This is a genomic window from Rhizobium sp. ERR 942, from assembly GCF_007828395.1.
Taxonomy (GTDB): Bacteria; Pseudomonadota; Alphaproteobacteria; order Rhizobiales; family Rhizobiaceae; genus Rhizobium; species Rhizobium dioscoreae.
Genome location: NZ_VIUA01000003.1, coordinates 575,534 through 597,653, shown reverse-complemented (window position 1 = coordinate 597,653; position 22,120 = coordinate 575,534). Strand labels below are relative to the sequence as shown.

Here is a 22,120-nt window from a genome sequence, read left to right as displayed (position 1 = left end):
TCCTTACTCTGCAATGCGCTGAACGAAGCGCGTCTTGACCGAGAGCTTGGCAGCGCCGAGGCGCAGGGCCTCACGAGCGATTTCTTCGCTCACACCGTCGATCTCGAACATCATACGGCCGGGCTTGACCTTGCATGCCCAGTATTCGACAGAGCCCTTACCTTTACCCATACGGACTTCGGTCGGCTTTGCGGTTACCGGAACATCCGGGAACACGCGGATCCATACACGGCCGGCGCGCTTCATATAGCGCGTGATCGCGCGGCGGGCCGCTTCGATCTCGCGAGCGTTGACGCGGTTAGGCTCCTGCGACTTCAGGCCGAATTCGCCGAACGCCAGATCAGAACCACCCTTGGCAACGCCCTTGATGCGGCCCTTGAATTGCTTGCGGTACTTCGTACGCTTTGGCTGCAACATTTTCTTATTCTCCGAACTTATCTGCCACGTACGCTATCAAGCGTTGTCGCGGCGACGGTCTCTATCGCGATCGCGGCTAGCCGGACCCTGGGCGTCGCCTTCGAGCGCGCGGCGTTCGGAGGCCATCGGATCGTGCTCAAGGATTTCACCCTTGAAGATCCAGACCTTGATGCCGCAGATACCGAAAGCGGTTTCTGCTTCAGCCGTACCGTAGTCGATGTCGGCGCGCAGCGTATGCAGCGGCACGCGACCTTCGCGGTACCATTCCGTACGAGCGATTTCAGCACCGCCGAGACGGCCGGCGCAGGTGATCTTGATGCCTTCGGCGCCAAGACGCATCGCAGACTGAACGGCGCGCTTCATGGCGCGACGGAAAGCAACACGGCGTTCCAGCTGCTGAGCGATCGACTGGGCAACCAGCGTCGCGTCGATTTCCGGCTTGCGAACTTCAACGATGTTGAGGTGCGTTTCGGAATTCGTCATGTCCGACAGCTTCTTGCGGAGCTTGTCGATGTCAGCGCCCTTCTTGCCGATGATCAGGCCCGGACGAGCCGAGTGGATCGTGACGCGGCACTTCTTGTGCGGACGCTCGATGACCACCTTGGAGATACCAGCCTGCTTCAGTTCGTTCATGACGAACTTGCGCATCTTCAGGTCTTCGTGGAGGAGCTGGCCGTACTCGGCATTGTCCGCGAACCAGCGGCTATCCCAGGTACGGTTGATGCCAAGACGAAAGCCGATCGGATTGATTTTCTGACCCATTATGCGGCCTCCCCTTGAGCTTCCACTTCACGAACGACGATCGTCAGGTGCGCAAACGGACGCTCGATGCGAGATGCGCGGCCGCGGCCACGAGCGTGGAAACGCTTCATGACGATCGACTTGCCGACGTAAGCTTCTGCAACGACCAGCGAGTCAACGTCGAGATCGTGATTGTTTTCTGCATTGGCGATCGCAGATTCGAGCGTCTTCTTCACAGCGCCAGCGATACGCTTGCGCGAGAATTCCAGCTCTGCGAGCGCGCGGTCAACCTTCTTGCCACGGATCGAAGCCGCGACCAGGTTGAGCTTCTGCGGGCTGACGCGGAGCGTGCGCGCAACTGCCTGCGCCTCGTTGTCCTTCAGCCGGCGTTCGGTTTTTGCCTTGCCCATTGTTACTTCCTCTTCGCCTTCTTGTCCGCACCGTGACCATAATAGGTACGGGTCGGGGCGAACTCGCCGAACTTGTGTCCGACCATGTCTTCATTGACGCTGACCGGAATGTGCTTGCTGCCGTTGTAGACGCCGAAGGTGAGACCAACGAACTGCGGCATGATGGTGGAGCGACGGCTCCACATCTTGATTACTTCGTTACGTCCGCCTTCACGCACCTTCTCAGCCTTCTTGAGAAGATAGCCGTCAACAAACGGACCTTTCCATACTGAACGAGCCACTTGAGACTTCCTCTCTTACTTCTTGCGCTGATGGCGCGAGCGCATAATCATCTTGTCGGTCGACTTGTTCGACCGCGTACGCTTGCCCTTGGTCGGCTTGCCCCACGGGGTCACCGGATGGCGACCACCGGAGGTGCGGCCTTCACCACCGCCGTGCGGATGGTCGACCGGGTTCATGACAACGCCGCGGTTATGCGGCTTCTTGCCACGCCAACGCGAACGGCCGGCCTTACCGTCGTTGATGTTGCCGTGATCCGGGTTCGAAACCGCACCGATCGTGGCAAGGCAGGTGCCGTGCACGAGGCGCTGTTCACCCGAGTTCAGGCGAAGGATCGCCATGCCCTGGTCACGGCCGACGAGCTGAGCGTAGGAGCCGGCGGAGCGAGCGATCTGACCGCCCTTGCCAGGCTTCATTTCCACATTGTGGATGATAGAGCCGACCGGGATGAACTGAAGCGGCATGGTGTTGCCAGGCTTCACGTCCACTGCTTTTTCCGAAGCGATGACCTTGTCGCCCGAAGCGAGACGCTGCGGAGCGAGGATGTAGGCCAGTTCGCCGTCCGTGTACTTCACCAGAGCGATGTAAGCGGTACGGTTCGGATCGTATTCGATACGCTCGACGGTTGCTTCGACGTCGAACTTGCGACGCTTGAAGTCGACCAGACGATAGCTGCGCTTGTGACCACCGCCCTGGAAACGGACGGTGATACGACCGGTGTTGTTACGGCCACCCTTGGAGGTGAGGCCTTCGGTCAACGACTTGACCGGCTTGCCCTTATAGAGCGAGGAGCGATCGACAATGACCAGCTGACGCTGGCTCGGGGTCGTCGGATTGAATGTTTTCAATGCCATTTTCTTATTCCTCAGAGACCGGTGGAGACGTCGATCGACTGGCCTTCGGCGAGCGTCACAACAGCCTTCTTCACGTCCTTCTGCTTGCCGACGAGACCTTTGAACCGCTTGGTCTTGCCGAGGCGCAGCAGAGTGTTAACGGCCGTCACCTTGACGCCGAAGAGCGCTTCGACGGCAGCCTTGATTTCCGGCTTCGTCGCGGTCTTCGCAACGTTGAAAACAACCTGGTTATTGTCCGACAGCAGCGTGGACTTTTCGGTGATCGCCGGAGAAACGATCACATCATAATGGCGAAGATCCGTCACTTGAAACGCTCCTCTAGAGCTTCAACTGCAGCCTTGGACAGCACGAGCTTGCCGCGGCGCAGGATGTCGTAAACGTTGATGCCCTGAACCGGCAGAACATCGATGTTCGGGATGTTCTGGGCTGCGAGCTTGAAGTTGCTGTCGAGCTCAGCGCCGCCGATGAACAGAGCGTTCGTCAGGCCGAGCGTCTCGAAAGCGCCAGCGAGTGCCTTGGTCTTGGCTTCGGTAGCGACGAGATTGTCGATGACAATCACGTCTTCAGCCTTGAACTTGGCAGAGAGAGCGTGACGCAGGCCGAGGGCGCGAACCTTCTTCGGCAGATCATGCTCGTGGCTGCGAGCGACCGGGCCGTGAGCCTTACCACCGCCGCGGAACTGCGGAGCGCGAGCCGAATGGTGACGAGCGCGGCCCGTACCCTTCTGCTTGTACATCTTGGCACCGGTGCGCGCTACGTCTGCGCGGCCCTTGGCCTGATGCGTGCCCTGCTGCTTCTTGGCAAGCTGCCAGCGAACGACGCGAGCGAGAATGTCTTCACGCGGCTCGAGGCCGAAAATCGCATCAGAAAGGGAAACCTTCCCGGCGTCTTTGCCCTCAAGGGTCTTGACGTTGAATTCCATTGGTTTGGCTCCCTTACTTCGCTGCCGACTTGACGGCGTCGCGCACGATGATCCAGGCGCCCTTGGAGCCGGGAACCGCACCCTTGACCAGGATCAGACCGCGATCTTCATCGGTCGATACCACTTCAAGGTTCTGCGTCGTGACGCGGGTCTGGCCCATGTGACCAGCCATCTTCTTGTTCTTGAACACCTTGCCCGGGTCCTGGCGCGAACCGGTCGAACCGTGCGAGCGGTGCGAAACCGACACACCGTGCGTGGCGCGCAAACCGCCGAAGCCGTGGCGCTTGATGGCGCCGGCAAAGCCCTTACCGATCGTCGTGCCGGTCACGTCGACGAGCTGACCCGCCGTGAAGTGACCTGCGTTGAGCTCGGTGCCCACTGCGAGCAGATTGTCTTCCGTGACACGGAATTCTGCGAGCTTGGCCTTCGGCTCTACGCTTGCGACGGCGAAATGGCCGCGAAGAGCCTTCGTCGTGTTCTTAACTTTAGCCTGGCCGGCACCGAGCTGAACTGCGGTGTAGCCATTCTTTTCAACTGTGCGCTGGGCTACGACCTGGCAGCCTTCCATACGCAATACGGTAACCGGGACATGCTCGCCGGCGTCGTTGTAGACGCGGGTCATTCCCACCTTCTGTGCAATCACACCTGAACGCATCGGTTCAATCCTTCTCACTCAGCTCGAGGACCGGAGGCCTTAGAGCTTGATCTCAACATCGACACCGGCGGCGAGATCGAGCTTCATCAGCGCGTCTACCGTCTGCGGGGTCGGGTCAACGATGTCGAGGAGGCGCTTATGCGTGCGCATCTCGAACTGCTCGCGGCTCTTCTTGTCGATGTGCGGGGACCGGTTTACCGTAAACTTCTCGATACGAGTCGGAAGCGGAACGGGGCCCCGGACGCTTGCACCGGTGCGCTTCGCCGTCGACACGATCTCGCGCGTGGAAGCATCGAGAATCCGGTGATCGAACGCCTTCAGGCGAATGCGGATATTTTGGCCGTTCATTCGACGTTATCCTTGTGTTTGTTATCTCGCGTGCCTTTCGAAAAGGCACGGTTTGTTCTGTTTCCTAAGGCGGACCACCGGTTTCAAAGATCGAGAGGGACGCCGGCTACGGCATCCCCATCCACTCTTTAGGCCTTCCGGCCCACCTTATTGTTAATTTCATTGGCCGCTTCGTCATCCGAAGCAGCGCGCAAATCGCGCTCGCGCGCCATTTGCAACATTTCTATGTCATAAGCAAGCGGCTAGAGCCGCTTGCATCATAATATTGTCATCGAATCGGCCACTCGGATGGAGTGGCCGTCTTCGAATTACTCGACGATGGAGGCAACGATGCCTGCGCCGACGGTACGGCCGCCTTCGCGGATCGCGAAGCGCAGCTTTTCTTCCATCGCGATCGGAACGATCAGCTCGACGTCAACCGTGACGTTGTCGCCTGGCATAACCATTTCCGTGCCTTCCGGAAGCGTCACGATGCCCGTCACGTCAGTCGTACGGAAGTAGAACTGCGGACGGTAGTTCGTGAAGAACGGCGTATGACGGCCGCCTTCTTCCTTCGTCAGGATGTAGGCTTCGGCCTTGAACTTCTTGTGCGGCTTCACAGAACCCGGCTTGCACAGGATCTGACCACGCTCGACGCCGTCACGGTTCACACCGCGGATCAGCGCACCGATGTTGTCGCCAGCCTGGCCCTGGTCGAGCAGCTTGCGGAACATTTCAACGCCGGTAACCGTCGTCTTCGACGTCGGACGAATGCCGACGATCTCGACTTCTTCACCAACCTTGATCACGCCACGCTCGACGCGGCCCGTCACAACCGTACCACGGCCCGAGATCGAGAACACGTCTTCGATCGGCATCAGGAACGGCTGGTCGATCGGACGCTCAGGCGTCGGGATGTAGGCGTCAACCTGAGCCATCAGCTCGCGGATCGCGTCTTCGCCGATCTTCTTGTCCGAATCTTCAAGAGCAGCAAGCGCCGAACCCTTGACGACCGGGATGTCGTCGCCCGGGAAGTCGTAGGACGACAGAAGTTCGCGAACTTCAAGCTCGACGAGCTCGAGAAGCTCAGCGTCGTCAACCTGGTCGACCTTGTTCAGGAATACGACGATCGCCGGAACGCCAACCTGGCGGGCGAGCAGGATGTGCTCGCGCGTCTGCGGCATCGGGCCGTCGGCAGCAGAGCAAACCAGGATCGCGCCGTCCATCTGAGCGGCACCCGTGATCATGTTCTTCACGTAGTCGGCGTGGCCGGGGCAGTCAACGTGCGCATAGTGACGGTTCGGCGTCTCGTATTCAACGTGGGCCGTCGAGATCGTGATGCCACGAGCCTTCTCTTCCGGAGCCGCGTCGATTTGGTCATACGCCTTGAACTCGCCGAAGTACTTCGTGATCGCTGCCGTCAACGACGTCTTGCCGTGGTCAACGTGACCGATCGTCCCGATGTTAACGTGCGGCTTATTGCGCTCAAACTTACTCTTTGCCATTTTCGGCTCTCCGTTTTCCTGTCCCCTGAGGGATCAATTCTTGTTATCGGTCAATTGGTATTCCGGTCACTTCTGACCGGAATACTTTGCCTGGATTTCCTGTGCGACGTTCGACGGAACCGGCGCATAATGATCGAAGGTCATCGTGTACTGTGCACGGCCCTGAGACATCGAGCGCAGGTTATCGACGTACTTGAACATGTTCGCCAGCGGAACGTTCGCGCTGATGACGACGGCGATACCGCGGCTCTCCTGGCCCTGGATCTGACCACGGCGAGAGTTCAGGTCGCCGATAACGTCACCGACGTAGTCTTCCGGCGTTACGACTTCGACCTTCATCATCGGCTCGAGGAGCTGAGCACCGGCTTCGCGAGCTGCTTCACGGAAGCAAGCGCGAGCGGCAATTTCGAAGGCCAGAACCGACGAGTCGACATCGTGGAAGGCACCGTCGATGAGCGTCGCCTTAACGCCGAGCATCGGGAAGCCTGCCAACGGGCCCGAAGACAGAACGCTTTCGATACCCTTCTGAACGCCCGGGATGTATTCCTTCGGAACAGCACCGCCAACGATCTTGGATTCGAACTTGAAGTCTTCGCCTTCCGGGTTCGGCTCGAATACGAGCTTGACGCGTGCGAACTGACCGGTACCGCCGGTCTGCTTCTTGTGCGTGTAGTCCTTTTCCGTCAGGCGCGTGATGGTTTCGCGGTAGGCAACCTGCGGCGCGCCTACGTTTGCTTCAACCTTGAACTCACGACGCATGCGGTCGACGATGATGTCGAGGTGCAGTTCGCCCATGCCGGCGATGATCGTCTGACCGGATTCCTGGTCGGTCTTGACGCGGAAGGACGGGTCTTCTGCAGCCAGGCGGTTGAGCGCGAGGCCCATCTTTTCCTGGTCACCCTTGGACTTCGGCTCGATCGCGATCTGGATGACCGGCTCCGGGAATTCCATGCGCTCGAGGATAACCGGCTTCAGGGGATCGCAGAGCGTGTCACCCGTCGTGGTTTCCTTGAGGCCGGCGAGAGCAACGATGTCGCCAGCATAGGCTTCTTCGATGTCTTCACGCGAGTTGGAGTGCATCTGCAGCATGCGGCCGACGCGCTCGCGCTTGTCCTTGACCGTGTTCATGACCGAAACGCCCTTCTCCAGCTTGCCGGAGTAGATACGGGCAAAGGTGAGCGAGCCGACGAATGGGTCGTTCATGATCTTGAACGCGAGCATGGAAAGCGGCTCGTTGTCGTCAGCGTGACGCTCGATCTCGGCTTCCGTCTTGGCATCGATGCCCTTGATCGCCGGAATGTCGAGCGGCGACGGCAGGTAATCGACAACGGCGTCGAGGAGCGGCTGAACACCCTTGTTCTTGAATGCGGTGCCGCAGAACATCGGATGGAACTTGACGTCGATCGTGCCGCGACGAACGAGTTCGCGGATCTTGTCGTTGTCAGGCAGATTGCCTTCGAGGTAGGCTTCCATCGCGGCTTCGTCGATCTCGACAACGGTCTCGATCAGCTTTTCGCGATATTCTTCAGCCTTGGCCTTCATGTCTTCCGGGATTTCGACGACGTCCCACTGGGCGCCGAGCGACTCGTCGCGCCAGATCAGAGCGTTCATCTCGACCAGATCGATAACGCCCTTGAAGTCGCTTTCAGCGCCGATCGGCAGCTGCATGACAACTGCGGTCGCGCCGAGGCGCGTCTTGATCATCTCAACCGAGCGGTAGAAGTCGGCGCCGGTCTTGTCCATCTTGTTGCAGAAGATCATGCGCGGAACATGATACTTCTCAGCCTGACGCCAAACGGTTTCCGTCTGCGGCTCAACGCCGGCGTTGGCGTCGAGCAGCGCGATGGCACCATCGAGAACACGCAGCGAGCGCTCGACTTCGATGGTGAAGTCAACGTGGCCGGGGGTGTCGATGATGTTGAAGCGGCGGGTCTTGCCGTCACGGCCCTTCCAGAAGGTCGTGGTAGCAGCAGAAGTGATCGTGATGCCACGCTCCTGCTCCTGCTCCATCCAGTCCATCGTGGCAGCGCCATCGTGAACTTCGCCGATCTTGTGCGACTTACCGGTGTAGTAAAGAATACGCTCGGTCGTCGTGGTCTTGCCGGCGTCGATATGCGCCATGATACCGAAATTGCGGTAGTCTTCGATTTTATATGCGCGAGCCATTGTGGACTGCCTTTCCGAAACCGTTCGGGATTACCAGCGATAATGCGAGAACGCACGGTTGGCATCAGCCATCTTGTGCGTGTCTTCGCGCTTCTTGACGGCAGCGCCGCGGTTGTTGGAGGCATCGAGAAGTTCGCCGCACAGACGGTCGATCATCGTCGTCTCGTTACGCTTGCGAGCAGCGGTGATCAGCCAGCGGATGGCCAGAGCCTGGCGACGCTCAGGACGCACATCCACCGGAACCTGGTACGTAGCACCACCAACGCGGCGCGAGCGGACTTCAACGTGCGGAGCGATGTTATCCAAAGCCTGATGGAACACGCCGAGCGGTTCCTGCTTTGCCTTGCCCTGCACGGCGTCAAACGCGCCATATACGATGTTTTCTGCTACGGACTTCTTGCCGTCCAGCATGATGGCATTCATGAACTTGGTAACAACCAGATCGCCGAACTTCGGGTCCGGATTGATCTCGCGCTTTTCTGCTCTATGACGTCGGGACATGTAACTTCTCGTCTCTCAACTGTTGCGACGCTTAACCACGCGGAGAACCTCGCGCAGCGCCGGATTATCTAAAAATCCGAATTACTTCGGACGCTTTGCACCGTACTTCGAACGGCGCTGCTTGCGGTTCTTGACACCCTGGGTATCGAGAACGCCGCGGATGATGTGGTAGCGAACACCCGGAAGGTCCTTGACGCGGCCGCCACGGATCATGACGACAGAGTGTTCCTGAAGGTTGTGACCTTCACCGGGGATGTAACCAATGACTTCGAAGCCGTTGGTCAGGCGGATCTTTGCGACCTTACGCAGAGCCGAGTTCGGCTTCTTCGGCGTCGTGGTGTAGACGCGGGTGCAAACGCCGCGCTTCTGCGGGTTCTCCTGAAGAGCGGGAACCTTGTTACGCTTTACCTGCGCCTGGCGAGGCTTGCGGATCAGCTGGTTTACGGTAGGCATTCAACCATCCCTTGTAAATCTATCTCGACACCCTTGCGGGCATGACTTTCGCCGTCACCGGCACGACACACGTTCGTCTCAATGCGCAAAACGTGGCCCGATCCGCTCTCGCAGATGGACCACAGAAAAGCAGAGGACACCGAAGGTGGCGTCGTGCGAGCAGCATTCGTGTCTTCAACGTGCGTTTAGAACCTTGTTTGAGGTGAACTCCAGGGCGCGTCGCCCCGAATAGCCATGCCTCACATGGGTTCCGATGGCGGCGGTACTACTGGTTTCCCACCGGTTCGTCAAGGCCGGTTAAGAAATTATCTTTGTCATAAAGCCCGGAAACCCCGGCCAAACCAGCCATTTGGCGCATTGGATAGGGAAATGCCGCCCCTTCGGCAAGATGGACTTTGGTATTTCGGCAAAATCCCTATAAGGAATCACGGAAGAACATTTCCATCTGACGGACCCGCGCGGCAAAAAGGAATCGCCGGGTCGATTCGATACTCCCGAAGGAAGATCCATGATTACTGCGCCAGACAATGACAACAATTCCGACGGCCCCATGGTCTTCATCATCATCGGCAAGGGTTATGAGACCGATGGCGGCGAAGGCATCGACCTGCACGTCATGCTGAAAGCGCCCGACGATGATACCGCCGTGCGCGAGGCACTGAACGCTCTTGCCGAAGAGGGCTTCATCGAGGCCGACCTCGACCAGATCGGACTCCTGACGGATATTCCGGACGAGGAGCCGCATGCCTCCGCCTATCAAGGCGCACTCGAAGGCGAAGTCGCAATCATCCGCTTCCGCTGATCGGACAACCGTCTGAGGGAGACGGCGCCCCCTCGCCTCGCCGATTTCATTATGCACAAAAAGAAACCGCCCGGATCGCTCCGGGCGGTTTTGATTTTTGTCAATTCAGACCAGCTTATTCAGCCGGGCTGTTTTCGCTGGCGAGATCCTGCAGCATCGGTGTTGCAACGCCGGCACCCGTGCCTTTGCGGCGCTCTTCAAGGATGAGCTCGTCGCGAGCCGTAGCGATACGGCGGATCTGCGTCATGGTACCGCCGGTACCGGCCGGGATCAGGCGACCGACGATGACGTTTTCCTTCAGGCCCTGCAGACCGTCGGTCTTGCCGGCGATTGCAGCTTCGGTGAGCACCTTCGTCGTTTCCTGGAAGGATGCAGCCGAGATGAAGGACGGCGTCTGCAGCGATGCCTTGGTGATGCCGAGCAGAACCGGATCGCCATAAGCAGGCTTCTTGCCTTCTTCGATCAGGCGGTCGTTGGCGTCTTCCAGCTCGATACGGTCGACGTTGTCGCCGACGATGTACTGGCTGTCGCCCGCGTCGGTGATCTCCACCTTCTGCAGCATCTGACGGACAATCACTTCGATGTGCTTGTCGTTGATGACAACGCCCTGCAAGCGGTAGACTTCCTGGATTTCGTTGACCAGGTAAGAAGCCAGAGCCTCCACGCCCTTGATCGCCAGAATGTCGTGCGGAGCCGGGTTACCGTCGAGGATGTAATCACCCTTTTCGATATAGTCGCCTTCCTGAAGGTGGAAGGGCTTGCCCTTCGGGATCAGGTATTCGACCGGCTCGACACCGTCTTCCGCCGGCTCGATGATGACGCGACGCTTGTTCTTGTAATCGCGGCCGAGGCGGATCGTACCATCGATCTCTGCGATGATGGCGTGGTCCTTCGGACGACGAGCTTCGAACAGTTCGGCAACACGCGGCAGACCACCGGTGATGTCCTTGGTCTTGGCGCTTTCCAGCGGCGAACGGGCGAGAACGTCACCCTGAGACACCTTCTGCCCCGGCTCGACCGACAGGATCGCGTCGACCGAAAGCAGGAAGCGTGCTTCACCACCGCGCGAGAGCTTAGCGACATTGCCGCTGGCGTCCTTGATGACGATCGCCGGCTTCAGATCCGAGCCGCGCGGCGTCGAGCGCCAGTCGATAACCTGACGCTTGGTGATGCCGGTGGATTCGTCCGTCGCTTCGAGGACCGAGAGACCGTCGACGACATCTTCGAAGTGAACCGTACCGGCCACTTCCGTCATCATCGGACGGGTATAGGGGTCCCACTCTGCGAGACGCTGACCGCGCTTTACCTTGTCGCCATCGTCGACATAAAGCTTCGAGCCGTAGGCAACGCGCTGCGAGGAGCGTTCAACGCCACGTTCGTCCAGGATCTGCACCGTCATGTTGCGGCCCATGGCAACGAGGTTGCCTTCGGAGTTGCGCAGCATATTCCGGTTCTTGATCTGAACCGTGCCCTCGTAAGAGGCTTCCAGGAACGACTGGTCGACCACGGTCGCCGTGCCGCCCAGGTGGAAGGTACGCATGGTCAGCTGCGTGCCCGGCTCACCGATCGACTGTGCGGCGATGACGCCGACAGCTTCACCGATGTTGACAGGTGTACCGCGAGCAAGGTCGCGACCGTAGCAGACCGAGCATACGCCCGTCTGGATTTCGCAGGTCAGAGCCGAACGGATGCGGATGGACTGGATACCAGCCTTCTCGATCTCGATGACATCGGGCTCGAGGATCATCTTGCCGGCATCGACGATGCGCTCACCCGTGACCGGATGATCGATGTCGTCCAGGGCCGTACGGCCTAGGATGCGGGCGCCGAGCGAGGCAACGACCTGACCGGCATCGACGATGGCGGTCATGGTGAGGCCGTTTTCGGTGCCGCAATCGATCTGCGTGACGATGCAATCCTGCGCGACGTCGACCAGACGGCGGGTCAGGTAGCCCGAGTTCGCGGTCTTCAAGGCGGTGTCGGCCAGACCCTTACGGGCACCGTGCGTCGAGTTGAAGTACTCGTTAACGGTGAGGCCTTCCTTGAAGTTCGAAATGATCGGCGTCTCGATGATTTCGCCCGACGGCTTGGCCATGAGGCCGCGCATGCCGCCCAGCTGGCGCATCTGGTTCGGAGAACCACGAGCACCCGAGTGGCTCATCATGTAGATCGAGTTCATCGGCTTCTGACGACCGGTCTTTTCGTCGAATTCGACGGCCTTAATGCGGGCCATCATTTCTTCGGCGACCTTTTCGGTGGCCTTACCCCAAGCGTCGACAACCTTGTTGTACTTTTCGCCCTGGGTGATCAGACCGTCGTTATACTGCTGCTCGTATTCCTTCACGAGCGCTTCGGTATCGCCGACGATCTTGGCCTTGGTGTTCGGGATGACCATGTCGTCCTTGCCGAACGAAATGCCGGCGCGGCAGGCATGGGCAAAGCCGAGCTGCATGATGCGGTCGCAGAAAATGACCGTGTCCTTCTGGCCGCAATGACGGTAGACCGTGTCGATCATCTTGGAGATGTTCTTCTTGGTCATTTCCTGGTTGCAGATGTCGAAGGTGACCTTTGCATGCTTCGGCAGAAGTTCGCCGATCAGCAGACGACCGGGGGTCGTTTCATAGATCTTCGAATATGGCTTGCCATCTTCGCCGACCGACTTGAAGCGGCCGCGGATCTTCGAATGCAGCGTCACGACCTTGTTCTCAAGTGCGTGATGCAGCTCGCCGAGGTCGGAGAAGGCCATGCCTTCGCCCGGCTCGTTCTGGTTCAGGATCGACAGATAGTACAGGCCGAGAACCATGTCCTGCGAGGGAACGATGATCGGCGCGCCGTTTGCCGGGTGCAGAATGTTGTTGGTCGACATCATCAGCACGCGGGCTTCAAGCTGGGCTTCCAGCGAGAGCGGAACGTGAACGGCCATCTGGTCACCGTCGAAGTCGGCGTTGAAAGCCGTGCAGACGAGCGGGTGCAGCTGGATGGCCTTGCCTTCGACCAGCGTGGGTTCGAAGGCCTGGATGCCCAGGCGGTGCAGCGTCGGTGCGCGGTTCAAGAGAACCGGATGCTCGCGGATGACCTCGTCGAGGATATCCCAGACTTCCGGCTTTTCCTTTTCGACCAGCTTCTTGGCCTGCTTGACGGTCGAGGAGTAACCCTTCGCATCGAGACGGGCATAGATGAACGGCTTGAACAGCTCGAGTGCCATCTTCTTCGGCAGGCCGCACTGGTGCAGCTTCAGTTCCGGACCGGTCACGATGACCGAACGGCCGGAATAGTCGACGCGCTTGCCGAGCAGGTTCTGACGGAAGCGGCCCTGCTTGCCCTTGAGCATGTCGGACAGCGACTTCAGCGGACGCTTGTTGGCGCCGGTGATGACGCGGCCGCGACGGCCGTTATCGAACAGCGCATCGACAGATTCCTGCAGCATGCGCTTTTCGTTGCGGATGATGATGCCCGGAGCGCGCAGTTCGATGAGGCGCTTCAGACGGTTGTTACGGTTGATGACGCGACGGTACAGATCGTTCAGATCCGAGGTCGCGAAACGGCCGCCATCGAGCGGAACCAGCGGACGCAGGTCCGGCGGGATGACCGGGACGACCTTCATGATCATCCATTCCGGGCGATTGCCGGATTCCATGAAGTTTTCGACGATCTTCAGGCGCTTCATCAGCTTCTTCTGCTTGAGATCCGACGTCGTGTCGGCAAGCTCGGAGCGCAGGTCGCCGGCGATCTTTTCGAGATTCATGCTCGCCAGCATCTCGTAGATCGCTTCAGCGCCGATCATGGCGGTGAACTGGTCCTCGCCATATTCGTCGACGGCGAGCATGTACTCTTCTTCCGTCAGGAGCTGATGCTCCTTGAGCGCGGTGAGACCCGGCTCGGTGACGATGTAGTTTTCGAAGTAGAGAACGCGCTCTACATCCTTCAGCGTCATGTCGAGCAGCGTCGAAATGCGCGAAGGCAGCGACTTCAGGAACCAGATGTGGGCAACGGGAGCGGCGAGCTCGATATGGCCCATGCGCTCACGGCGAACGCGCGACAGCGTGACTTCGACGCCGCACTTTTCGCAGATGATGCCCTTGTACTTCATGCGCTTGTACTTGCCGCACAAGCATTCGTAGTCCTTGATCGGTCCGAAGATTCGCGCGCAGAAAAGACCATCGCGTTCCGGCTTGAACGTACGATAGTTGATCGTTTCCGGCTTCTTGATCTCGCCATAAGACCAGGAAAGAATCTTCTCCGGCGACGCAATCGAAATCCGGATGGAATCGAAATTCTGCGCAGGCACCTGCGGATTGAAAAGATTCATGACCTCTTGGTTCATGCCTATCTCCTTTAGGGGCGAAACGCCCTCGAATTGCGTGCAGTGCCGGCAAATCCCGGGAACCGGACTGACGCTTTAAAACCGCCTTGCGGCGCCATGCATCCAAAGGGACGCCAACGGCGCTGCAATATTCCAAGCGGTGCGCGCTGACCGACAGCGCGCACCCTGACAGGCTATTACTCGGCTGCGTCCGGAAGCTGGCTTGCCGTCTGCAGATCGTCGACCTTGGAATTTTCCAATTCGACGCTGAGGCCCAGCGAGCGCATTTCCTTGACGAGAACGTTGAAGCTTTCCGGAATGCCCGCCTCGAAGGTGTCGTCGCCACGAACGATGGCTTCGTAGACCTTGGTACGGCCGGCCACGTCGTCCGACTTGACCGTGAGCATTTCCTGCAGCGTATAAGCTGCACCGTAAGCTTCGAGCGCCCAGACTTCCATTTCGCCGAAGCGCTGACCGCCGAACTGCGCCTTACCGCCCAGCGGCTGCTGGGTGACGAGCGAGTACGGACCGATCGAACGGGCGTGGATCTTGTCGTCGACAAGGTGGTTCAGCTTCAGCATGTAGATGTAGCCAACCGTAACCTGGCGGTCGAACTGCTCGCCGGTACGTCCGTCGTACAGCGTCGACTGACCGGTTTCCTTGAGACCTGCCATTGCCAGCATCTTGTTGACGTCAGCTTCGCCAGCACCGTCGAAGACCGGGGTCGCGATGGACACGCCACGCTTCCACTGATCGGCCAGACGCAGCACCGATGCATCATCGTACTCGTGAACGTCGTCGCTCTTCGGACCGTCGCCGACGACGAGGTCGATCGTCTTGCGCAGGGGCTCGATGTTGCCGCTTGCCTTGTAGGCCTCGATCAGTTCGCCGATCTGACGACCCATGCCGGCGCAAGCCCAGCCAAGGTGCGTTTCGAGAATCTGACCGACGTTCATGCGCGAGGGAACGCCGAGCGGGTTCAGCACGATATCGACATGCGTACCGTCTTCCAGGAACGGCATGTCCTCGACCGGAACAATGCGCGAGACCACGCCCTTGTTCCCGTGACGGCCTGCCATCTTGTCACCCGGCTGGATCTTGCGCTTCACAGCGACGAAGACCTTGACCATCTTCATGACGCCCGGAGGCATTTCGTCGCCACGCTGGACCTTCTCGACCTTGTCCATGAAGCGCTGTTCGAGGCGCGACTTGGATTCGTCGTACTGGCCACGCAGGGCTTCGAGCTCGCTCTGGACCTTTTCGTCCTCGACGGCGAACATCCACCACTGCGAACGCGGATACTCGGAAACCACGGCGTTCGACAGTTCCGTGCCCTTCTTGAAGCCCTTCGGACCAGCAAGAGCAACCTGACCACGCAGCATCTCGACCAGACGGCCGTAAACGTTACGATCGAGGATCGCCTGTTCGTCGTCACGGTCCTTGGCAAGGCGTTCGATCTCTTCGCGCTCGATCGCCATGGCACGTTCGTCCTTTTCGACGCCGTGACGGTTGAAAACGCGAACTTCGACGACCGTACCGTAGGTGCCGGGCGGCATGCGCATGGAGGTGTCGCGAACGTCTGATGCCTTTTCACCGAAGATGGCGCGCAGGAGCTTTTCTTCCGGCGTCATCGGGCTTTCGCCCTTCGGCGTGATCTTGCCGACGAGGATATCGCCCGGCTGAACTTCGGCGCCGATGTAAACGATGCCGGCTTCGTCCAGGTTCTTCAGCGCTTCTTCCGAAACGTTCGGAATATCACGGGTGATTTCTTCCGGACCGAGCTTGGTGTCGCGCGCCATCACTTCGAACTCTTCGATGTGAATGGAGGTGAACACGTCGTCGGCAACGATACGCTCGGAGAGCAGGATCGAGTCTTCGTAGTTGTAACCGTTCCAAGGCATGAACGCGACGAGCACGTTGCGGCCAAGAGCCAGATCGCCGAGATCGGTCGACGGACCGTCCGCCAGGATGTCGCCCTTGTTGACCACGTCACCGACGGTGACCAGCGGACGCTGGTTGACGCAGGTGTTCTGGTTCGAGCGCTGGAACTTCATCAGGCGGTAGATATCGACGCCGGACTTCGACGGATCGAGGTCTTCGGTGGCGCGGATAACGATACGCGTTGCGTCGACCTGGTCGACCACGCCGCCGCGGCGGGCGCCGATAGCAGCACCGGAGTCACGCGCCACGACCGGCTCCATGCCGGTACCGACGAACGGGGCTTCGGCACGCAGAAGCGGCACGGCCTGACGCTGCATGTTCGAGCCCATGAGAGCGCGGTTGGCGTCGTCGTTTTCCAGGAACGGGATCAGAGCGGCGGCGACCGAAACCAGCTGCTTCGGCGAGACGTCCATCAGGTTGATGTTGTCGCGCGGAGCGAGCATGACTTCGCCGGCATGACGGCAAACGACGAATTCCTCGATGAAGGAACCGTCGGCGTCGAGCTCGGCGTTGGCCTGAGCAACGTAGTACTTCGCCTCTTCCATGGCGGAGAGGTAGAGCACGTCGTTGGTCACCTTACCGTCGATAATGCGGCGATAAGGGCTTTCGATGAAGCCGTACTTGTTGACGCGGGCAAAGGTCGCCAGCGAGTTAATGAGGCCGATGTTCGGACCTTCCGGCGTTTCGATCGGGCAAATACGACCGTAATGCGTCGGATGAACGTCGCGGACTTCGAAGCCGGCACGCTCGCGGGTCAGACCGCCTGGGCCGAGAGCCGAAAGACGGCGCTTGTGGGTGATTTCCGAAAGCGGGTTCACCTGGTCCATGAACTGCGACAGCTGGGAAGAGCCGAAGAATTCGCGGACAGCGGCGGCAGCCGGCTTTGCGTTGATCAGATCCTGCGGCATGACCGTGTCGATTTCGATCGAGGACATGCGTTCCTTGATCGCACGCTCCATACGCAGCAGACCCAGACGGTACTGGTTTTCCATCAGCTCGCCGACCGAACGGACGCGGCGGTTGCCGAGGTTGTCGATATCGTCGATCTCGCCCTTGCCGTCGCGCAGCTCGACGAGCATCTTGACCACGGCCAGGATGTCGTCCTTGCGCAGGATGCGGACGGTGTCTTCGACGTCGAGGTCGAGGCGCATGTTCATCTTGACGCGGCCGACGGCGGAGAGATCGTAGCGCTCCGCATCGAAGAACAGCGAGTTGAACATGGCTTCGGCCGATTCCATGGTCGGCGGCTCACCCGGACGCATGACGCGATAGATGTCGAACAGAGCATCCTGACGGTTCTCGTTCTTGTCGGCTGCGAGCGTGTTGCGGATGTAGGCGCCGACATTGATGTGGTCGATGCCGAGAACCGGGATCTCGTCAAAACCGGCGTTCAGGATAACAGGCAGTGTCTTCTCGTCGATTTCGTCGCCGGCTTCGAGATAAATCTCACCGGTCTGGAAGTTGACGATGTCTTCCGCCAGGAAGAGGCCATACAGCTCTTCGTCGGTCGCTTTCAGAGCCTTCAGGCCCTTGTCCTGCAGCTGACGCAGAAGGCGCGGCGTGAGCTTCTTGCCGCCTTCGACAACGACTTCGCCGGTGTCGGCGTCGATCATGTCGGCAACGGTCTTGGCGCCCTTCAGAGTTTCCGGCTTGAAGGGAATGCGCCAGCCATCGCCGTCGCGCTGATAGAGCGACTTCGTGTAGAAGGTCGACAGGATGTCTTCGCCATCCATGCCGAGCGCCATCAGCAGCGACGTCACCGGAATCTTGCGGCGGCGGTCGATACGGGCGTAGACGATGTCCTTGGCGTCGAATTCGATATCGAGCCAGGAGCCGCGATACGGGATGACGCGAGCGGCGAAGAGCAGCTTGCCGGAAGAATGGCTCTTGCCCTTGTCGTGATCGAAGAAGACGCCCGGCGAACGGTGCATCTGCGACACGATCACGCGCTCGGTGCCGTTCACGATGAACGTACCGTTGTTCGTCATGAGCGGCATGTCGCCCATGTAGACGCTCTGTTCCTTGATGTCCTTGATGGACTTCGCGCCCGTATCCTCGTCGATATCGAACACGATCAGACGGAGGGTCACCTTCAGCGGCGCGGCGTAGGTCAGGTCGCGCTGGCGGCACTCATCGACGTCGAACTTCGGCGGTTCGAACTCATAGGAAACGAACTCCAGCATGGAAGCGCCGGAGAAATCGGTGATCGGGAAAACCGACTTGAAGACAGCCTGAAGACCTTCGTCCGGGCGGCCGCCCTTCGGTTCTTCGACCATGAGAAACTGATCGTAGGATGCCTTTTGAACCTCGATGAGGTTCGGCATCTCTGCGACTTCGGGAATCTTACCAAAAAACTTGCGTACGCGCCTGCGACCGTTGAACGAAAGGGTCTGAGCCATCGTCGCTCCTTTAAAATCCTGCACCCGGGCCTGCAACGGATGGGAACCGCTGGCCAGGCGACCCCATCAATCAATGAGTAGTTCAATCTCGTCTATCTAACCGAAAACCGCTCAGCCGGATTGCGTCGCGGTTCGGTTTGAGACCATCCTCTTGAAGAACCCATTACCCAAAAGCCGTTTTGCCCGCGGCTTTTGGGTAATTCGTTCAGAAAAACGGCAAATGGGAGGTAGCAAAAAGCCACCTCCCAAAGCAGTTTCAAGCTTACTTAACGTCGACCTTAGCGCCGGCGTCTTCGAGCTTCTTCTTGATGTCAGCGGCTTCAGCCTTGGAAACGCCTTCCTTGACAGCCTTCGGAGCGGCTTCAACGAGGTCCTTGGCTTCCTTGAGGCCGAGGCCGGTGATGCCGCGGACTTCCTTGATGACGTTGATCTTGTTCGCGCCGGCATCAGCGAGGATGACGTCGAACTCAGTCTTTTCTTCTTCAGCAGCTGCAGCAGCGCCGCCAGCACCACCAGCAACGGCAGCAACAGCTACCGGAGCAGCGGCGGAAACGCCCCACTTTTCTTCGAGAAGCTTCGACAGTTCTGCGGCTTCGAGAACGGTCAGCGAGGAGAGGTCTTCAACGATCTTTGCGAGATCAGCCATTTTAGTAGTTCCTTTTGTTCGGTTCGAACTGGTTGGTTATGAACAGCGAAAAACCGCCTTACGCGGCTTCGTCCTTCTTGGCGTAGGCCGAGAACACGCGAGCAAGCTGGCTTGCCGGCGCTGCAACAACACCTGCGATGCGGGTAGCCGGAGTCTGGATCATGCCCAGCAGCTTCGCGCGCAGCTCGTCCAGCGAAGGCAGGGTCGCGAGCGACTTGACACCTTCGGCGTTGAGCGTTGTTGTTCCCATGGCGCCGCCCAGAACAACGATCTTATCGTTGGTCTTGGCGAAATCCACGACGACCTTCGGAGCGGTAATCGGGTCATTGCTGTATGCGATCAGCGTCTGACCGGTGAAGAGATTGGAAATCCCTTCCGCATCCGTGCCCTGAAGAGCAATTTTGGCCAGGCGGTTCTTCGCGACTTTGACGGTGCCGCCAGCAGCGCGCATCTTGGAACGAAAATCGTTCATCTGAGCGACTGTAGCACCAGCATAGTGGGCCACGACAACCGAGCCCGAAGCCTTGAAGACTTCGTTCAGTTCCGTGACGAATTCGCGTTTTTCCGCTCTTTCCACTGCTTTTCTCCAGTTGACAGGACCGGGTTAGCGGGCCTGCCGGGTTGCCTTTTGCCTCCTGGGATCAATGAGATCCCAAGCGACGCTTGAGGATCCTGTCCCCTCGCGCTCGAGCCTGACGGCTCCGAGGCACAAGGCATCCAAGGCTCGAACCGAGTTCATCGAAGCGAAGCTTCTTCAAAATTCGGGTCTTACCCGTCTCATGCAGGCTTGAGTGATTAAGGGATAACCACCTGCAATCTCGGACAGGAATTCCGGATTTCTCCGGAAATCCCGGCCCCGAAAGGCCGGGAATTCTTAAACGCCGAGCACAAAGCCCGGCATAATCATTAGGCGCTCGGCGCCGTAACCGTCGACGGCTCGATCTTGACGCCCGGCCCCATGGTCGAGGAGATCGCTACGCGCTTGACGTAGTTGCCCTTGGCGCCAGCCGGCTTCGCCTTGATGACGGCGTCGGCGAAAGCGCGGATGTTTTCTTCCAGAGCCTTGGCGTCGAAGGAAGCCTTGCCGATACCGGCATGGACGATACCAGCCTTCTCGACGCGGAACTCGACAGCGCCGCCCTTGGAAGCTTCAACAGCACCCTTGACGTCCATCGTAACCGTACCGACCTTCGGGTTCGGCATCATGCCGCGCGGGCCGAGAACCTTACCGAGACGGCCGACGAGCGGCATCATGTCCGGGGTGGCGATGCAGCGATCGAAATCGATCTTGCCGCCCTGAACGATTTCGACCAGGTCTTCCGCACCGACGACGTCAGCGCCGGCAGCCTTGGCTTCGTCAGCCTTGGCGCCACGAGCGAAGACGGCAACGCGAACCGTACGGCCGGTGCCGTTCGGCAGGTTGACGACGCCGCGAACCATCTGGTCGGCGTGACGCGGATCAACACCGAGGTTCATCGAGATTTCGACGGTTTCGTCGAACTTGGCGACGGCACGTTCCTTGACCATGTTGATGGCCAGATCCAGAGCATAGAGCTTGGTCGGATCAACGCCTTCACGAATCTTCTGAATACGCTTTGCTACCATGGTCTTAACCTACCACTTCCAGACCCATGGCGCGGGCAGAGCCCTCGATCATGGCCATTGCGCCTTCGATATCGGCGGCGTTCAGATCCTTCATCTTGGCTTCGGCGATCGCCTTGACCTGAGCCTTGGTCAGGGTGCCAGCCTTGGCGCCCTTGCCCGGGGTCTTCGAGCCGGACTGGATCTTCGCTTCCTTCTTCAGGAAGTAGCTGACCGGCGGCTGCTTCATGACGAAGGTGAAGGACTTGTCCTGGTAGTAGGTGATGACGACCGGGATCGGCATACCCTTTTCCATTTCCTGCGTGGCGGCATTGAACGCCTTGCAGAATTCCATGATGTTAATGCCACGCTGACCAAGCGCAGGACCGATCGGCGGCGACGGATTCGCCGAGCCGGCCTTGACCTGCAGCTTGAGCTGGCCTGCAACTTTCTTAGCCATTCTCTCTGCCTTTCTACATGACCGGTTGCCCGGCCTACTATGCCGGATCGCTCCGGCGGCTGCGGTTGCGTGGTGCGGATCGCCAGGCCCGGCTAAGACCCTACCCTTCCACGCGAATTGCGGCTTGGCCGCGAGACATAAGCAAGCATTTGCTTACATCCAAACTCGAACAAAAGGCCAGCCGCCAGGCCAACCTTTCGTAGAAATCACAATCAGACCTTCTCGACCTGGCTGTATTCCAGCTCGACCGGCGTAGCGCGGCCGAAAATCGACACTTCCACCTTCAGGCGCGAACGCTCTTCGTCCACATCCTGAACCGTGCCGTTGAACGATGCGAACGGACCGTCGGATACGCGGACCTGCTCGCCAATCTCGAAGGATACAGAAGCCTTCGGCCGCTCGACGCCTTCCTGGACCTGACCGAGAATGCGCTCGGCTTCATAATCCGGAATCGGAACGGGCTTATTGTCGGAGCCGAGGAAGCCAGTGACCTTCGGCGTATTCTTGATCAGGTGGTAAGCTTCATCCGTCAGGTTGGCGCGCACGAGCACGTAACCCGGGAAGAACTTGCGCTCGCTGTCGACCTTGCGGCCGCGACGAACCTCAACAACCTTTTCGGTCGGCACAAGGATCTTCTCGAACAGATGCTCGAGACCCTTCTGCCTGGCCTTCTCCTCGATGGATTCAGCCACTTTCTTTTCGAAATTAGAATAAGCGTGGACGATGTACCAACGTGCCGCCATGTTCATCTCCACCCG

Annotated in this window: 21 protein-coding genes; 1 reads left to right on the top strand and 20 read right to left on the bottom strand. The window is 59.2% G+C overall.

From position 1 onward, the window contains the following. Positions 1-3: 3 nt before the first annotated feature. The 13 genes from rplP to rpsL all read right to left on the bottom strand — a co-directional run bounded on the left by rplP (position 4) and on the right by rpsL (position 9,230). Complete coding sequence (gene rplP, locus FBZ97_RS15510; RefSeq protein ID WP_004118395.1) at positions 4-417, bottom strand: 50S ribosomal protein L16; 414 nt, start codon at positions 415-417, stop codon at positions 4-6. 36 nt (positions 418-453) lie between these two features. Then, positions 454-1,179: a 30S ribosomal protein S3 gene (gene rpsC, locus FBZ97_RS15505; protein ID WP_004118393.1), complete on the bottom strand. Its 726-nt coding sequence runs from the start codon at positions 1,177-1,179 to the stop codon at positions 454-456. After that, positions 1,179-1,568, bottom strand: a complete 390-nt coding sequence (gene rplV, locus FBZ97_RS15500; RefSeq protein WP_004118391.1) for a 50S ribosomal protein L22 — start codon at positions 1,566-1,568, stop codon at positions 1,179-1,181. The genes rpsC and rplV overlap by 1 nt, the downstream gene beginning before the upstream one ends. A 2-nt stretch (positions 1,569-1,570) precedes the next feature. Beyond that, on the bottom strand, positions 1,571-1,849 hold the full coding sequence (gene rpsS, locus FBZ97_RS15495) for a 30S ribosomal protein S19 (RefSeq protein ID WP_037199970.1): 279 nt from the start codon (positions 1,847-1,849) through the stop codon (positions 1,571-1,573). A gap of 15 nt (positions 1,850-1,864) precedes the next feature. Then, positions 1,865-2,701, bottom strand: coding sequence for a 50S ribosomal protein L2 (gene rplB / locus FBZ97_RS15490; protein ID WP_069611898.1), 837 nt, complete (start codon positions 2,699-2,701; stop codon positions 1,865-1,867). 11 nt (positions 2,702-2,712) lie between these two features. Continuing rightward, on the bottom strand, positions 2,713-3,006 hold the full coding sequence (locus tag FBZ97_RS15485; RefSeq protein ID WP_015339600.1) for a 50S ribosomal protein L23: 294 nt from the start codon (positions 3,004-3,006) through the stop codon (positions 2,713-2,715). Beyond that, positions 3,003-3,623 (bottom strand): 50S ribosomal protein L4, encoded by a 621-nt coding sequence (rplD, locus tag FBZ97_RS15480; protein ID WP_015339599.1) that lies wholly within the window; start codon positions 3,621-3,623, stop codon positions 3,003-3,005. Before rplD ends, FBZ97_RS15485 begins: the two co-directional genes overlap by 4 nt. A gap of 13 nt (positions 3,624-3,636) precedes the next feature. Continuing rightward, entirely contained in the window at positions 3,637-4,278 is a 642-nt protein-coding gene (rplC, locus tag FBZ97_RS15475) for a 50S ribosomal protein L3 (protein WP_075852342.1), read from the bottom strand. 39 nt (positions 4,279-4,317) lie between these two features. Then, positions 4,318-4,626 (bottom strand): 30S ribosomal protein S10, encoded by a 309-nt coding sequence (rpsJ, locus tag FBZ97_RS15470; protein WP_003547547.1) that lies wholly within the window; start codon positions 4,624-4,626, stop codon positions 4,318-4,320. Between the two features lie 308 nt (positions 4,627-4,934). Further along, positions 4,935-6,110: an elongation factor Tu gene (tuf, locus tag FBZ97_RS15465; protein ID WP_095434658.1), complete on the bottom strand. Its 1,176-nt coding sequence runs from the start codon at positions 6,108-6,110 to the stop codon at positions 4,935-4,937. Positions 6,111-6,176: 66 nt separating this feature from the next. Continuing rightward, a complete protein-coding gene (gene fusA / locus FBZ97_RS15460; RefSeq protein WP_106997622.1) occupies positions 6,177-8,276 on the bottom strand; it encodes an elongation factor G in 2,100 nt (699 codons plus the stop codon). A 30-nt stretch (positions 8,277-8,306) separates the two neighbouring features. Continuing rightward, positions 8,307-8,777, bottom strand: a complete 471-nt coding sequence (gene rpsG, locus FBZ97_RS15455; RefSeq protein WP_069614847.1) for a 30S ribosomal protein S7 — start codon at positions 8,775-8,777, stop codon at positions 8,307-8,309. 81 nt (positions 8,778-8,858) lie between these two features. Continuing rightward, positions 8,859-9,230 (bottom strand): 30S ribosomal protein S12, encoded by a 372-nt coding sequence (gene rpsL, locus FBZ97_RS15450; protein ID WP_003507760.1) that lies wholly within the window; start codon positions 9,228-9,230, stop codon positions 8,859-8,861. 508 nt (positions 9,231-9,738) lie between these two features. On the opposite strand from rpsL, the gene FBZ97_RS15445 reads away from it, so the two are divergent. After that, positions 9,739-10,032: a hypothetical protein gene (locus FBZ97_RS15445; protein ID WP_004123433.1), complete on the top strand. Its 294-nt coding sequence runs from the start codon at positions 9,739-9,741 to the stop codon at positions 10,030-10,032. Between the two features lie 115 nt (positions 10,033-10,147). Here the strand turns inward: FBZ97_RS15445 and rpoC are convergent, their stop codons facing one another. The 7 genes from rpoC to nusG all read right to left on the bottom strand — a co-directional run bounded on the left by rpoC (position 10,148) and on the right by nusG (position 22,105). After that, a complete protein-coding gene (gene rpoC, locus FBZ97_RS15440) occupies positions 10,148-14,356 on the bottom strand; it encodes a DNA-directed RNA polymerase subunit beta' (RefSeq protein ID WP_113353738.1) in 4,209 nt (1,402 codons plus the stop codon). 176 nt (positions 14,357-14,532) lie between these two features. After that, positions 14,533-18,675: a DNA-directed RNA polymerase subunit beta gene (gene rpoB / locus FBZ97_RS15435; RefSeq protein ID WP_112435150.1), complete on the bottom strand. Its 4,143-nt coding sequence runs from the start codon at positions 18,673-18,675 to the stop codon at positions 14,533-14,535. A 262-nt stretch (positions 18,676-18,937) separates the two neighbouring features. Next, positions 18,938-19,321, bottom strand: a complete 384-nt coding sequence (gene rplL, locus FBZ97_RS15430; protein WP_069614844.1) for a 50S ribosomal protein L7/L12 — start codon at positions 19,319-19,321, stop codon at positions 18,938-18,940. A 58-nt stretch (positions 19,322-19,379) separates the two neighbouring features. After that, a complete protein-coding gene (gene rplJ / locus FBZ97_RS15425) occupies positions 19,380-19,898 on the bottom strand; it encodes a 50S ribosomal protein L10 (protein WP_047637052.1) in 519 nt (172 codons plus the stop codon). A 329-nt stretch (positions 19,899-20,227) separates the two neighbouring features. Next, positions 20,228-20,926 carry a 50S ribosomal protein L1 gene (gene rplA / locus FBZ97_RS15420; RefSeq protein ID WP_069614843.1) on the bottom strand — a complete coding sequence of 233 codons (699 nt, stop codon included), beginning with the start codon at positions 20,924-20,926 and terminating at the stop codon, positions 20,228-20,230. A 4-nt stretch (positions 20,927-20,930) separates the two neighbouring features. Next, positions 20,931-21,362 carry a 50S ribosomal protein L11 gene (rplK, locus tag FBZ97_RS15415; protein WP_069614842.1) on the bottom strand — a complete coding sequence of 144 codons (432 nt, stop codon included), beginning with the start codon at positions 21,360-21,362 and terminating at the stop codon, positions 20,931-20,933. A gap of 212 nt (positions 21,363-21,574) precedes the next feature. Beyond that, positions 21,575-22,105 carry a transcription termination/antitermination protein NusG gene (gene nusG / locus FBZ97_RS15410; RefSeq protein ID WP_004123460.1) on the bottom strand — a complete coding sequence of 177 codons (531 nt, stop codon included), beginning with the start codon at positions 22,103-22,105 and terminating at the stop codon, positions 21,575-21,577. Positions 22,106-22,120 lie beyond the last annotated feature (15 nt).

Excerpts from the sequence above, each read along its gene's own strand:
- rplP (WP_004118395.1), bottom strand. The coding sequence starts at position 417 with ATGTTGCAGCCAAAGCGTACGAAGTACCGCAAGCAATTCAAGGGCCGC.
- rpsC (WP_004118393.1), bottom strand. The coding sequence starts at position 1,179 with ATGGGTCAGAAAATCAATCCGATCGGCTTTCGTCTTGGCATCAACCGT.
- rplV (WP_004118391.1), bottom strand. The coding sequence starts at position 1,568 with ATGGGCAAGGCAAAAACCGAACGCCGGCTGAAGGACAACGAGGCGCAG.
- rplB (WP_069611898.1), bottom strand. The coding sequence starts at position 2,701 with ATGGCATTGAAAACATTCAATCCGACGACCCCGAGCCAGCGTCAGCTG.
- rplD (WP_015339599.1), bottom strand. The coding sequence starts at position 3,623 with ATGGAATTCAACGTCAAGACCCTTGAGGGCAAAGACGCCGGGAAGGTT.
- rplC (WP_075852342.1), bottom strand. The coding sequence starts at position 4,278 with ATGCGTTCAGGTGTGATTGCACAGAAGGTGGGAATGACCCGCGTCTAC.
- rpsJ (WP_003547547.1), bottom strand. The coding sequence starts at position 4,626 with ATGAACGGCCAAAATATCCGCATTCGCCTGAAGGCGTTCGATCACCGG.
- tuf (WP_095434658.1), bottom strand. The coding sequence starts at position 6,110 with ATGGCAAAGAGTAAGTTTGAGCGCAATAAGCCGCACGTTAACATCGGG.
- fusA (WP_106997622.1), bottom strand. The coding sequence starts at position 8,276 with ATGGCTCGCGCATATAAAATCGAAGACTACCGCAATTTCGGTATCATG.
- rpsG (WP_069614847.1), bottom strand. The coding sequence starts at position 8,777 with ATGTCCCGACGTCATAGAGCAGAAAAGCGCGAGATCAATCCGGACCCG.
- rpsL (WP_003507760.1), bottom strand. The coding sequence starts at position 9,230 with ATGCCTACCGTAAACCAGCTGATCCGCAAGCCTCGCCAGGCGCAGGTA.
- FBZ97_RS15445 (WP_004123433.1), top strand. The coding sequence starts at position 9,739 with ATGATTACTGCGCCAGACAATGACAACAATTCCGACGGCCCCATGGTC.
- rpoC (WP_113353738.1), bottom strand. The coding sequence starts at position 14,356 with ATGAACCAAGAGGTCATGAATCTTTTCAATCCGCAGGTGCCTGCGCAG.
- rpoB (WP_112435150.1), bottom strand. The coding sequence starts at position 18,675 with ATGGCTCAGACCCTTTCGTTCAACGGTCGCAGGCGCGTACGCAAGTTT.
- rplL (WP_069614844.1), bottom strand. The coding sequence starts at position 19,321 with ATGGCTGATCTCGCAAAGATCGTTGAAGACCTCTCCTCGCTGACCGTT.
- rplA (WP_069614843.1), bottom strand. The coding sequence starts at position 20,926 with ATGGTAGCAAAGCGTATTCAGAAGATTCGTGAAGGCGTTGATCCGACC.
- rplK (WP_069614842.1), bottom strand. The coding sequence starts at position 21,362 with ATGGCTAAGAAAGTTGCAGGCCAGCTCAAGCTGCAGGTCAAGGCCGGC.
- nusG (WP_004123460.1), bottom strand. The coding sequence starts at position 22,105 with ATGGCGGCACGTTGGTACATCGTCCACGCTTATTCTAATTTCGAAAAG.